Origin of the sequence: Nocardia sp. NPDC056952, from assembly GCF_042674185.1 — a bacterium.
Taxonomy (GTDB): domain Bacteria; phylum Actinomycetota; class Actinomycetes; order Mycobacteriales; family Mycobacteriaceae; genus Nocardia.
Genome location: NZ_JBHURA010000009.1, coordinates 194,369 through 205,877, shown reverse-complemented (window position 1 = coordinate 205,877; position 11,509 = coordinate 194,369). Strand labels below are relative to the sequence as shown.

The window sequence follows — 11,509 nt, the reverse complement described above, 5'->3', positions numbered from 1 at the left end:
GAGGCGCCGACCCGAATCCCCGGTCGCGGCGCACCCGGCGACACGTCGATACCCTGGTACGGGTGAGCGTCGATACCCGTTCGAAGGTCCGCGGTTCCGCGCGGATACCGACCGCGTGGGCACGGCCGGGCCACATCGGGTACATCGGGCCGGATCTGCGGCCCGATACGCACTCGCCGCCGGTCGCGATGCTCACCGTGGGCCTGGACGGACCGCTGATCGTGCACACCACCCGCGGTCTGATTCGCACGGGTAGTTCCTTCGCGCCTGCCCGCACCGCCCACCGCGTGGTTGCCACGCAGGGGTGGATCCTGGTGTTGTTCATCGACCCGTCGAGTGCGCCCGCGACCATGATTGCCGACGAGATGACTTCCGCGGCAGGTACTTTCGGTCTCAGCCACCGCCGCGAGCGCGAACTCGTCGAGCTGTGTGGCCAACCCGGCGTCGACCCGGATCTGCTCTACAACCGCGCCATCGCGGGCCCGGCCCTCGGCACGGACGCGCGCATCGCCAGGCTCGCCGCCGCGATCCGCGACCAGCCCGCCAACGCGCTGCGCGCCGACCAGATCGCCGCGAACCTCGGCCTGTCCACCGGCCATTTCCTGCATCTGTTCACCCAGCACTGCGGCACCACGTTCCGCGGCTATCAACGCTGGAACCGCATGGTCACCGCGATCGCCAACGCCGTCAACGGCCACGACCTCACCCGCTCCGCCATCGACGCGGGCTTCGCCACCCCCTCCCATTTCAGCGAATCCTTCCGCGCCATGATCGGCCTGCCCGCCACCACGATGCTCGGAGCAGGCATCCACTTCGACCTCGGCACCAGGGCCGTCCAGCGCGGGTGAGCAGATCGGCCGTCCGCGTTCGCGTCAGAGCGCAATGATCTCGAGCATCGACTCCAAGCCCTTGAAATCAGCCGAGTTGCGCGTGTAGAGCGGCAGATCATTCGCGGAGGCGATCGCGGCGATGAGTAGATCCATTCGCCGCGGACGCGGGTCACGGTTGGCGGCGATCGTCAAGGCGACCAGGGTTCCGTAGCGTGTCGCGGCCGCCTCGTCGAACGGCAGTGGATCGAACTCGACGATCGCGGCGCCGAGCTGCTCGGAACGTTCCGCACGCGAGACCGGATTCTTCGCCATAGCAACGCCTTGGTTCAGCTCCGCCAGGGTGATCGCTGTGATTTCCGGTGTTTCGGGCAATTTCTGAGGGTCGAGCACACCGAGATCGAGATAGGTGCAGGTATCGAGCACGCCTACCGGGTGACGACCGCTCATCGCCCACCCCACGGGTCGTTGTCGCCGATCCGATCCTCCGAGCCGAAGAATTCATCTACTTCCCGGCGCATCGACGCATAGTCCACGCGCGGTAGTGCGCGATGGCGCGCGACCAACTCGGCGGCGCTGCGCCGCCGTCGGCGGTTCACCGGCCGAACCTCCGCGATCTCGACGCCGTTTCGCGTGACCCGAATAATCTCGCCGGCCTCAACCGCGTCCATGATCGCCGCAGAATTGTTCCGTAGCTCGCGCTGGCTGATTTGCCTCATGCCCAAAGTGTAGCCCTGCGTGCTACACCGGACTACAGCTTGCGGGCAGGGACTGGAAATGGAGCCCTCCTGACCGCTCGGATCAAGGCCGGTGGCGACCGTCTCGGACTGACGAAAGGGCTGTTCAGCGAGCGTAGGTGGGGCATGATGGATGAAATCTCGTTTCGGTCGGTCGAATAGGAAGTCCCGTCGATGGTGCAGCTCACGCTTTCCGCGCAGCGGGCTGCGCTGGAGCGGGAGTGGGCGATGTGGGTACCGGGTGGGGTGGGAGTCTCGGGGGCGGGAGTACGCACCGAGGTGGCGCAGTCCTGGTCGCGCTCGTTGCGGACCGTCGATCCGGGGCGCGATCACGCGCCGGTCAGTGAGACCGATATCGGGCCACGGTGGGCGGAGTCGCCGCTGCGGGGGCCGGTGACCGAGCTGAAAGAGCAGTTGCACAGTGTCGCCGATGACGCGGGCTACGTCGCGGCGGTCACCGATGCTTCGGGGACGATTCTGTGGACGTATGGCGGACCCGTGATGCGCAGGCGGGCCGAGCAGGTGAACTTCGCGCCGGGTGGCCGATGGGACGAGGCCCACATGGGGACCAACGCCCTGTCGTTGGCGTTGCGCACCGACCAACCGCACACCGTGTTCTCGGCCGAGCATCTCGTCGCGGCCCTGCACGGCTGGGTCTGTTATTGCGCGCCGATCCGCGCCGCCGACGGAACCCTGCTCGGCGTGCTCGACCTGTCGACCACCTGGAAACGCTCACATCCGCTGGCCATGGCCACCGTGCGCACCATGACCAGCGCCATCGAATCGAAGTTGCACGCCGCCGTGCCCGCGCCCGCCGGGATGCGGCTGACCTGCCTGGGCACCGGCCGGTTGATGCGTGACGGTCAGCAGATCCGGTTGCGGCCACGCCATCTCGAGATCCTGACCCTGCTCGCCCTCGACGACGACGGCTACAGCCACGAGCGCCTGCACTACGCCGTCTACGGTGATCGCGCGGTCGGCGCGAGCACGCTCAAATCGGAGATGTCGTACCTGCGCCGCGCCACCGGCGGCGACATCACCAGTCGCGTCTACCGCTTCACCACTCCCCTGTCCTGCGACGCCGTCGACGTGCTGCGCGCCATCGAACGAGGCGACCTGGACACGGCCGTTCGCCTGTATCACGGCCCGCTGCTTCCCGATTCGGATACACCGGGCATCAGCGAATGGCGCGACTACCTCGAAGTCGCCATGCGTAACGCGGTTCTGAACAGCCCGGACGCGAATCACGCGCTGGCATACGGCGACTCCGCCCCCGACGACATCGCCGTCCACGAACACGCCCTCGCTCTGCTCCCCGCCCGCGACGCGCGCCGCGCCGTCGCCACCGCACGCTTGCACAGCGCCCTTCGCGCCTGATCGGTCCGGCTTCAACGTTTCATCAACCCTGAACAGGGATAGTGATGGGCGTCACGATTCACCGGAATCAGCGAGGAGCCACCGCACATGATCTACGCCAAGCCGGGCACCGAGGGCAGCGTCGTTAGCTACGCGCCGCGATACGACAATTTCATCGACGGCAAGTGGATTCCGCCGGTCGAAGGCCGCTATTTCGAGAACACCTCGCCGGTGGACGGGCAGCCGTTCTGCGAGATCGCCCGCTCGAGCGCCGCCGATGTGGAACTGGCGCTCGACGCCGCCCACCGCGCCGCCCCCGCCTGGGGTGAGACCTCGGCCGCCGAGCGCGCCAACATCCTCAACAAGATCGCCGACCGGATCGAGGCCAACCTCGAGGCCCTCGCCGTCGCCGAGACCTGGGACAACGGCAAGCCGGTCCGCGAAACCCTGGCCGCCGACCTCCCCCTCGCGGTCGACCACTTCCGCTACTTCGCCGGAGTGCTGCGCGCGCAGGAAGGGGGCATCAGCGAAGTCGACAAGGACACCATCGCCTACCACTTCCACGAGCCGCTCGGCGTTGTCGCGCAGATCATTCCGTGGAACTTCCCGATCCTGATGGCCACCTGGAAGCTGGCGCCCGCGCTGGCCGCCGGAAACGCGGTGGTGCTCAAGCCCGCCGAGCAGACCCCGGCCTCGATCATGAAGGTCGTCGAACTCGTCGCGGATCTGCTGCCGCCGGGAGTTCTCAACGTGGTCAACGGTTTCGGCGTCGAAGCGGGCAAGCCGCTGGCCTCGAGCCCGCGCGTGGCGAAGGTCGCGTTCACCGGCGAGACCACCACCGGCCGGCTGATCATGCAGTACGCCAGCGAGAACATCATTCCGGTCACCCTCGAGCTGGGCGGCAAGAGCCCCAACATCTTCCTGCCCGATGTGATGGCCGCCGACGACGACTACCTGGACAAGGCGATCGAGGGGTTCGTCATGTTCGCCCTCAACCAGGGCGAGGTGTGCACCTGTCCGTCGCGCGCGCTGATCGCCTCGTCGATCTACGACGAGTTCATGGCCCGCTGCGTCGAACGCACCAAGGCGATCATCAGCGGCAACCCGCTCGACGAGGCGACCATGATCGGCGCCCAGGCCAGCAACGATCAGTTCGAGAAGATCCTGTCCTACATCGACATCGGCAAGAAGGAGGGCGCCGAGGTACTCACCGGCGGCGCGGTCCGCAGCGTCGACGGGCTGTCCGACGGCTTCTACATCGAGCCGACGATCTTCAAGGGCAGCAACGACATGCGCGTGTTCCAGGAGGAGATCTTCGGCCCCGTCGTCGCGGTCACCACCTTCGACACCACCGAGGAGGCACTGTCGATCGCCAACGACACCCTCTACGGTCTCGGCGCCGGCGTGTGGACGCGCGATATGAACACCGCCTACCGCCTCGGCCGCGGCATCAAGGCGGGCCGGGTCTGGACCAACTGCTACCACGCCTACCCCGCGCACGCGGCGTTCGGCGGCTACAAGAAGTCCGGCATCGGGCGCGAGAACCACAAGATGATGCTCGATCACTACCAGCAGACCAAGAACATCCTGGTCAGCTACTCGGCGACGAAGCTCGGCTTCTTCTGATGGTGCAGCGCGTCGACCTCACCGAACAGGCGGCGGCGTTGCTGCGGGACTTGACCGGGCAGCACGGCCCGGTCATGTTCCACCAGTCCGGCGGGTGCTGCGATGGCAGCTCGCCGATGTGTTACCCGCGTGGGGAATTCCGGGTGGGCGGTTCGGACGTGCTGCTCGGGTACCTGCCGGGCGACACCCCGTTCTGGATGAGCGCCGACCAATTCGAGTACTGGAAACACACCCACCTCACCGTCGACGTGGTGCCGGGCCGCGGCGGCGGATTCTCGCTCGAGGCTCCCGAGGGCGTGCGGTTCCTGATCCGCTCACGCCTGTTCACCGACGAGGAAGCGGCCGCGCTCGAATCTGCGCCGCCGCGAACCGGGTGATCTGAAACACCCGTAATCAGTTCGTTTCCGCAGGTCAGCGGTGATCGATACGCACCGCTGACCTGACGGATCCACGGCCGTAACAGTCGTCAATCATTCTTCAACCTTCGACGAGCACCGTGGCCGGTCGAACGCGCATCTGTTTGTTGATGAGGAGCTCGAAGTGAGTACAGAAATCAGCCCCGCCACCGGCGAGGGCGCACCGGTCGACGACTATCTCGCCAAACGCACCCTGCGCAAGGGCTCGGCGGGCTGGGTGCTGCTCGCGGGCCTCGGCGTGAGCTACGTGATCTCCGGCGACTTCTCCGGCTGGAACTTCGGTCTCGCCGAGGGCGGATTCGGCGGTCTGCTGATCGCCACGATCGTCATCGCCGCGATGTATCTGGCGATGGTGCTCGGCATGGCCGAACTGTCCTCGGCACTGCCCGCGGCGGGCGGCGGCTACACCTTCGCCCGGCGAGCGCTCGGACCGTGGGGTGGATTCGCCACCGGCACAGCGATTCTCATCGAGTACGCGATCGCGCCCGCGGCCATCGCCACCTTCATCGGCGCCTATGTGGAATCGCTGAACCTGTTCGGGATCACCGACGGCTGGTGGGTGTATCTGGCGGTCTACGCGCTGTTCATCGGCATCCATCTGGCCGGGGCGGGCGAGGCGCTCAAGGCGATGTTCGTGATCACCGCGATCGCGCTGGTGGGTCTGGCGATCTTCGCCTTCGCGGCCGTGGGCAAGTTCGACGCGGCCAACCTGACCAACATCGCGGCCGATCCCGAGGCCACCGGATCATCGTCGTTCCTGCCCTTCGGCTACCTGGGCATCTGGGCCGCCATCCCGTTCGCGATCTGGTTCTTCCTCGCCGTCGAAGGCGTACCGCTGGCCGCCGAGGAAGCCAGCGAGCCGGAGAAGAACGTGCCCAAGGGCATCATCGTCGCGATGCTGCTGCTGTGCGTCACCGGCGCGGTGGTGCTGTTCCTGGTCACCGGCGCGCTCGGTGCCCAGAGCGCGTCCGCCTCGGGCAACCCCCTCGTGGAAGCGCTGGGCGACAGCTCGGCGGCCAAGGTGGTCAACTACATCGGCCTTGCCGGTCTGGTCGCCAGCTTCTTCTCGATCATCTACGCCTACTCCCGCCAGACCTTCGCGCTCTCCCGCGCCGGCTACCTGCCGACGGTCCTGTCGGTGACCAACTCCCGCAAGGCCCCGATGCTGGCGCTGATCGTGCCCGGCATCATCGGCTTCGCTCTCTCGCTCACCGGCAAGGGCGCGATGCTGCTGAACATGGCGGTGTTCGGCGCGGCCGTGAGCTACGTGCTGATGATGGTGAGCCACATCGTGCTCCGCCGGCGCGAACCGAACATGCCGCGCCCGTATCGCACCCCCGGCGGCATCGCCACCACGGGGTTCGCACTGGTCATCGCGGCCGCGTCGGTAGCCGCGACCTTCCTGGTCGATCCGACGGCCGCCCTGTGGACCCTCGGTGTGTTCGTGGCCTTCATGGCCTACTTCGGGCTCTACAGTCGCAAACACCTGGTCGCCAAGTCGCCGGATGAGGAGTTCGCGGCGATCGCCGAGGCGGAATCCGAACTGGAGTAGCACGCCCTGGATACACAGGCCGGCACATTCTTTCGAAAGGGACCCGATGACCGTGTACCGCAGCACAATCGGCGTCACGACCCACACCTTCGACGGTCTGATCGACCTGATGGCGAAGGCCACGCCCCTGCGCAGCGGCGACGAACTCGCCGGCTGCGCGGCCGCCACCGACGCCGAACGTGCCGCGGCGCAGTGGGCCTTGGCGGAGGTACCGCTGACCACGTTCCTGAACGAGGCCCTGGTGCCGTACGAAACCGACGAGGTCACCCGGCTGATCATCGACAGTCACGACCGGGTGGCCTTCGGGCCGATCGCGCACCTGACGGTCGGCGGGCTGCGGGACTGGTTGCTCGCCGTCGCCGCCACCGAGGATTCGGCGGCGACCCTGGCCGCGGTGTCGCCGGGGCTGACGCCGGAGATGGTGGCCGCGGCGAGCAAGATCATGCGCAATCAGGACCTGATCGCGGTGGCCAAGGCGGCCGAGGTGACCGCGGGATTCCGCACCACCATCGGCCTGCCCGGCCGGCTGAGCACACGGCTGCAACCCAATCATCCGACCGACGATCCGCGCGGGATCGCCGCCGCCACCCTGGACGGGCTGCTGCTCGGCTGTGGCGACGCGGTGATCGGGATCAACCCGGCCACCGATTCGCCGCAGGCCACCGCGGATCTGCTGCATCTGCTCGACGAGGTGCGATCGCGCTTCGACATCCCGACGCAGTCGTGCGTGCTCTCCCATGTCACCACGACCATCGGGTTGATCGAGGCCGGTGCGCCGGTGGACCTGGTGTTCCAGTCCGTCGCGGGCACCGAGGGTGCCAATACCGGCTTCGGCGTGAACATTTCGCTGTTGCGGGAGGGGAACGAGGCGGGACGATCGCTACAGCGCGGCACTGTCGGCGACAACGTGATGTACCTCGAAACCGGCCAGGGGTCGGCGCTGAGCGCGAATGCCCATCTGGGCGTCGGCGATCGGCCCGTGGACCAGCAGACCCTGGAAGCGCGCGCCTACGCCGTGGCCCGGGATCTGCGACCGCTGCTGGTGAACACGGTCGTCGGCTTCATCGGACCGGAGTACCTCTACGACGGCAAGCAGATCATCAGGGCCGGACTCGAAGACCACTTCTGCGGCAAACTGCTCGGCCTGCCGATGGGCGTGGATGTCTGCTACACCAATCACGCCGAGGCCGACCAGGACGACATGGACACCCTGCTCACCCTTTTGGGCGCTGCCGGTTGCGCCTTCGTCATCGCGGTGCCCGGCGCCGACGACGTGATGCTCGGCTACCAGAGCCTGTCGTTCCACGATGCCCTGTATGCCCGCCAGGTCCTGAACCTGCGGCCCGCACCGGAATTCGAGGCCTGGCTGTCGGGCCTCGGCATGCTCGACGCGAACGGCCGTGTGCGACAGGTGGAACCGCTGTCCTCACCCCTGCGAGCCCTGACAGCCACTCGATGAGCGCACCGCGTCAGCCGGACGAACCGCTCACGAACATCGACGCAGAAACGGAACCGCCTGTGACCCCACCTGTTCCGGCCCCACCGGTCGCTGCCGCGCACGAGACGCGATCGCCTGTCGCCGAAGACTTCTGGCGAGATCTCCGGGGCAGTACGCAAGCCAGAATCGGGCTCGGCCGCACGGGCGACGCGTTGCCGACGACCGACGTCCTCGCCTTGCGCGCCGCACACGCCGCGGCCCGTGACGCCGTGCACCTTCCTCTCGATGTCGCGACGTTCACCGAGCACATCGCCGCACTCGGCCTCGGCACTCCGGTCACCGTAGCCAGCAGGGCGGCCGATCGCGCCGAGTACCTGCGCCGCCCCGATCTCGGCCGGGTGCCCGACGATCTCACCCCCGTCACCGCCACCGGCGCGGACATCGGCTTCGTTCTCGCCGACGGGCTGTCCCCCTTGGCACTGTCCGAGCACGCCCCCGATCTCCTCGCCGCCCTGGCAACCGAACTCGGCGACCGCTACACCATGGCCCCACCGGTGATCGCCACCCAGGCCAGAGTGGCGCTGGGTGACCACATCGGCGAAGCCATGGGCGTGCGCACTGTTCTGGTCCTGATCGGCGAGCGCCCGGGCCTCTCGGTCGCCGACAGCCTCGGCATCTACCTGACCCACCTACCGCGCCCCGGCCGCGCGGACGCCGAACGCAACTGCGTCTCCAACATCCACCCACCAGACGGCCTCACCTACGCCGACGCCGCCCGCGTGGTGGCAGGGCTGGTCGCGGGGGCCCGCGCACTCGGCCGCTCGGGAGTCGACCTCAAAGACACCTCGCGTACCGACTCGCTGGCCGCGGCCGAAACGCTGACCGTCGACGCGCCGCCGCGGGCATCGTCTCGGTGAGCTGACCCAGACACCAGCGTGACGCGGAGCACGTTCGGCACGAGACGGGGCCGAACGCTCCCTAGAGTGATCCCCATGATCCGCACCGCCGCCCTCGCCCATGTCCGCGACCGCAGGCTGATTCAGACGCGTCCCGAAGGCAAAGATGTCTTCTACATGGCAGGCGGCAAGATCGACCCCGGCGAGACCCCTTTACAGGCGCTACATCGCGAGATCGAGGAAGAACTGGGCGTCGGCCTGGCCGGGGTCGCCGAGTTCGGCGTCTTCGAGGCCGAGGCTTTCGGGCACCGTCGCAACACCGGCCTGCACATGACCTGTTTCCGTGCCGAACTCACCGGCGAACCCCACGCCACCGGCGAAATCGCCGAATTCCGCTACTTCACCGTGAGTGAATACGCCGCGATGGAGCACGTCGCGCCCGGTTCGATGATGGTGTTCCGGCGCCTGCACGAACTCGACCTGATCGACTGGTAGTTCGCGCACGGCGTCGATTGGGTATCGGCAGAAACGAACCTGTGAACAGTGACGATCCCATAGTCGTGAACCTGCCGATAACCACCGCGCCGATGACAGTGTCCGAACGCCGCGCCGCCCTACGTCAGCTCGTCGCGCTGTTCGGCCTGCTGAACACGATGATCGAGTTGAGTGCCGGCGGCGCGCCGCGGTCGGTGGCCGAACACGCCGCCACCGCGCGCGACCTGGTCGGCGAACTCGTCGCCGACCTCGCCGCGGCGCGCTAGGAGTTCTGCTTCGGCTCGGATTCCTCGACGGCGATCACACCGGGCTCGGTGCCGTCGTCGGCCTTCTGATCCGGTTCCGGGTGCTCGGGTTCGAACGTTTCCGGCAGCCCCTTGAGATGCTTGTTCATCGAGCGGACCAGCAGCACCGTGCCTGCCAGCAGGATCAGGATGACCAGCAGGCCGAGCGGGGAGGCCTTGCCGAACTCGGGGCCCGTCGGTTGCTGTGCGAGGTAGACCAACATCACCGGTCGTTGTCCTCGATGCCGGCGAACAGGTCGGTCTCCGGGATGGCGGTGGACACGCGCGTCTTGGCCAATTCGAACTCCTCGGTCGGCCAGAGCCGCTGCTGCATCTCCAACGGGATCGCGAAGAACGCGCCGTTGGGATCGATCTGGGTCGCGTGCGCGCGCAGGGCGTCGTCACGCTGGGGGAAGTATTTCGAGCATTCGATCTGGGTGGTGACGCGGCCCATGATGTCGCCGCGCTCCGACATGTACTGCTTCATCCGGTCCAGCCACTCCTGCAGCGGGAACGGTTCACCGATGCGCTCGTACTCCTCGGCGAAGGCTTCCAGGCGCTTCATGCTGAAGCCGTGGTCGTAGTAGAGCTTGAGCGGCGTCCACGGCTCGCCCGCCTCGGGGAACTTCGTGGGATCGCCCGCCGCCTCGTACGCGGCCATCGAGACCTCGTGGCAGCGGATGTGGTCCGGGTGCGGGTAGCCACCGTTCTCGTCGTAGGTGGTGATCACCTGCGGCTTGAACTCGCGGATCACGCGCACCAGCGCCTCGGTGGATTCCTCCAGCGGCACCAGCGCGAAGCAGCCCTCCGGCAGCGGCGGCAGTGGGTCGCCCTCGGGTAGGCCCGAGTCGACGAATCCCAGCCAGTGCTGACGCACGCCGAGCGCGTGCGCGGCCGCGGCCATCTCCTCGCGCCGGACCTCGTTGATCCGGTCCAGCACGCCGGGGGTGTCCATGGCCGGGTTCAGAATGCTGCCGCGCTCGCCGCCGGTCAACGTCACGACGAGCACCTCGACGCCCTCCGCGGCGTACCTGGCGGTCGTCGCGGCGCCCTTGCTCGATTCGTCGTCGGGGTGGGCGTGCACTGCCATGAGGCGAAGGCCACTCACTTCTCGTTCACCGTCGCTCTCGCTCGCGGGTGTCAGATGTCGTTACCTATAGTTCCATCCGACCCCCTGTTTGTTCCGACCACCCCCGGGAGCGCGAAAACGATGACCGAGCCCGCACCGGACTCCGCCGCGGCCTCGGCCGCCGCAGCAGCGCGACACGCCGATCGATATGGCACGAAACCACCTGCGCGTCGCCTGTGGCTGATGGTTTTGCTCGGTGTCGGCGTGGTGGCGGCCGGCTTCGCGGTGGCCTATCTCGGCTTCCAGAAATATGGCCCGAAGGCGATCGAGACCGAGCAGCTGGGTTACGTGGTCGTCGACGACGCCACGCTGGACATGCGGATCAAGGTCACCCGCGACGACCCACAGCAGGCCGTGGTCTGCTTCGTGCGGGCGATGGACCGCGACGGCACCGAGGTGGGCCGGCGCGAAGTACTCGTACCGGGCTCGGACTCGACCAGCGTGCAGGTGAGCACTACGGTGAAGTCGTCGACACGCGCTTCGGCGGGCGATATTTATGGTTGCAGCGACCAGATTCCTGGGTATTTGCGCACCAGCGAATAGTGAGCCAGCACCGCGAATAGCCCGCCTGACTAGGCTGACCTGCATTTTTGTGAGACATGCTAAAATGGGCTGATACACGGTTCCGGGGTTCGGAGCCGTGTTTGCTGCATTGGCGGCCAGCGGTGCTGTTTGCGGGTATCGGGTTCACCCCCAGGATCGCTCCAGCCGTCGGGCTGGTGCATGCCCTCCTCCGGGAGGTTTCGCGCTGGT

General features: G+C 67.3%; 14 protein-coding genes. 10 read left to right on the top strand and 4 right to left on the bottom strand.

What is annotated here, in order from left to right; all coding sequences use genetic code 11:
* Window positions 1-62 precede the first annotated feature (62 nt).
* Window positions 63-848: a helix-turn-helix domain-containing protein gene (locus ACFTS5_RS27210; protein WP_378636268.1), complete on the top strand. Its 786-nt coding sequence runs from the start codon at window positions 63-65 to the stop codon at window positions 846-848.
* A 24-nt stretch (window positions 849-872) separates the two neighbouring features.
* Here ACFTS5_RS27210 and ACFTS5_RS27205 read toward each other — a convergent pair whose 3' ends face one another.
* Window positions 873-1,277: a type II toxin-antitoxin system VapC family toxin gene (locus ACFTS5_RS27205; RefSeq protein ID WP_378636266.1), complete on the bottom strand. Its 405-nt coding sequence runs from the start codon at window positions 1,275-1,277 to the stop codon at window positions 873-875.
* Window positions 1,274-1,546, bottom strand: a complete 273-nt coding sequence (locus ACFTS5_RS27200) for a type II toxin-antitoxin system Phd/YefM family antitoxin (RefSeq protein WP_378636263.1) — start codon at window positions 1,544-1,546, stop codon at window positions 1,274-1,276. Before ACFTS5_RS27200 ends, ACFTS5_RS27205 begins: the two co-directional genes overlap by 4 nt.
* A gap of 192 nt (window positions 1,547-1,738) precedes the next feature.
* Here ACFTS5_RS27200 and ACFTS5_RS27195 point away from each other — a divergent pair, with 192 nt between their 5' ends.
* From ACFTS5_RS27195 to ACFTS5_RS27160, 8 genes are all read left to right on the top strand, one after another.
* Window positions 1,739-2,941 (top strand): transcriptional regulator, encoded by a 1,203-nt coding sequence (locus ACFTS5_RS27195; protein WP_378636261.1) that lies wholly within the window; start codon window positions 1,739-1,741, stop codon window positions 2,939-2,941.
* Between the two features lie 87 nt (window positions 2,942-3,028).
* Window positions 3,029-4,546 carry an aldehyde dehydrogenase gene (adh, locus tag ACFTS5_RS27190; protein WP_378636258.1) on the top strand — a complete coding sequence of 506 codons (1,518 nt, stop codon included), beginning with the start codon at window positions 3,029-3,031 and terminating at the stop codon, window positions 4,544-4,546.
* On the top strand, window positions 4,546-4,923 hold the full coding sequence (locus ACFTS5_RS27185) for a DUF779 domain-containing protein (RefSeq protein ID WP_378636257.1): 378 nt from the start codon (window positions 4,546-4,548) through the stop codon (window positions 4,921-4,923). The genes adh and ACFTS5_RS27185 overlap by 1 nt, the downstream gene beginning before the upstream one ends.
* 163 nt (window positions 4,924-5,086) lie before the next feature.
* Window positions 5,087-6,514 carry an ethanolamine permease gene (gene eat, locus ACFTS5_RS27180; protein ID WP_378636254.1) on the top strand — a complete coding sequence of 476 codons (1,428 nt, stop codon included), beginning with the start codon at window positions 5,087-5,089 and terminating at the stop codon, window positions 6,512-6,514.
* 46 nt (window positions 6,515-6,560) lie between these two features.
* A complete protein-coding gene (locus tag ACFTS5_RS27175) occupies window positions 6,561-7,973 on the top strand; it encodes an ethanolamine ammonia-lyase subunit EutB (RefSeq protein ID WP_378636252.1) in 1,413 nt (470 codons plus the stop codon).
* A gap of 59 nt (window positions 7,974-8,032) precedes the next feature.
* A complete protein-coding gene (gene eutC / locus ACFTS5_RS27170) occupies window positions 8,033-8,869 on the top strand; it encodes an ethanolamine ammonia-lyase subunit EutC (RefSeq protein ID WP_378636249.1) in 837 nt (278 codons plus the stop codon).
* 75 nt (window positions 8,870-8,944) lie between these two features.
* Window positions 8,945-9,343 (top strand): NUDIX domain-containing protein, encoded by a 399-nt coding sequence (locus ACFTS5_RS27165; RefSeq protein WP_378636247.1) that lies wholly within the window; start codon window positions 8,945-8,947, stop codon window positions 9,341-9,343.
* Between the two features lie 92 nt (window positions 9,344-9,435).
* Complete coding sequence (locus ACFTS5_RS27160; RefSeq protein WP_378636244.1) at window positions 9,436-9,609, top strand: hypothetical protein; 174 nt, start codon at window positions 9,436-9,438, stop codon at window positions 9,607-9,609.
* Here the strand turns inward: ACFTS5_RS27160 and ACFTS5_RS27155 are convergent.
* Window positions 9,606-9,851, bottom strand: a complete 246-nt coding sequence (locus ACFTS5_RS27155) for a hypothetical protein (protein WP_378636354.1) — start codon at window positions 9,849-9,851, stop codon at window positions 9,606-9,608. The genes ACFTS5_RS27160 and ACFTS5_RS27155 overlap by 4 nt on opposite strands.
* Window positions 9,851-10,717 carry a mycothiol conjugate amidase Mca gene (mca, locus tag ACFTS5_RS27150; protein ID WP_378636242.1) on the bottom strand — a complete coding sequence of 289 codons (867 nt, stop codon included), beginning with the start codon at window positions 10,715-10,717 and terminating at the stop codon, window positions 9,851-9,853. The genes ACFTS5_RS27155 and mca overlap by 1 nt, the downstream gene beginning before the upstream one ends.
* A 120-nt stretch (window positions 10,718-10,837) precedes the next feature.
* Between mca and ACFTS5_RS27145 the strand changes: the two genes are divergently transcribed.
* The gene (locus ACFTS5_RS27145) at window positions 10,838-11,299 is read left to right on the top strand and encodes a DUF4307 domain-containing protein (protein ID WP_378636239.1); all 462 of its coding nucleotides are present in this window, start codon (window positions 10,838-10,840) and stop codon (window positions 11,297-11,299) included.
* The last annotated feature ends 210 nt before the right edge of the window (window positions 11,300-11,509 follow it).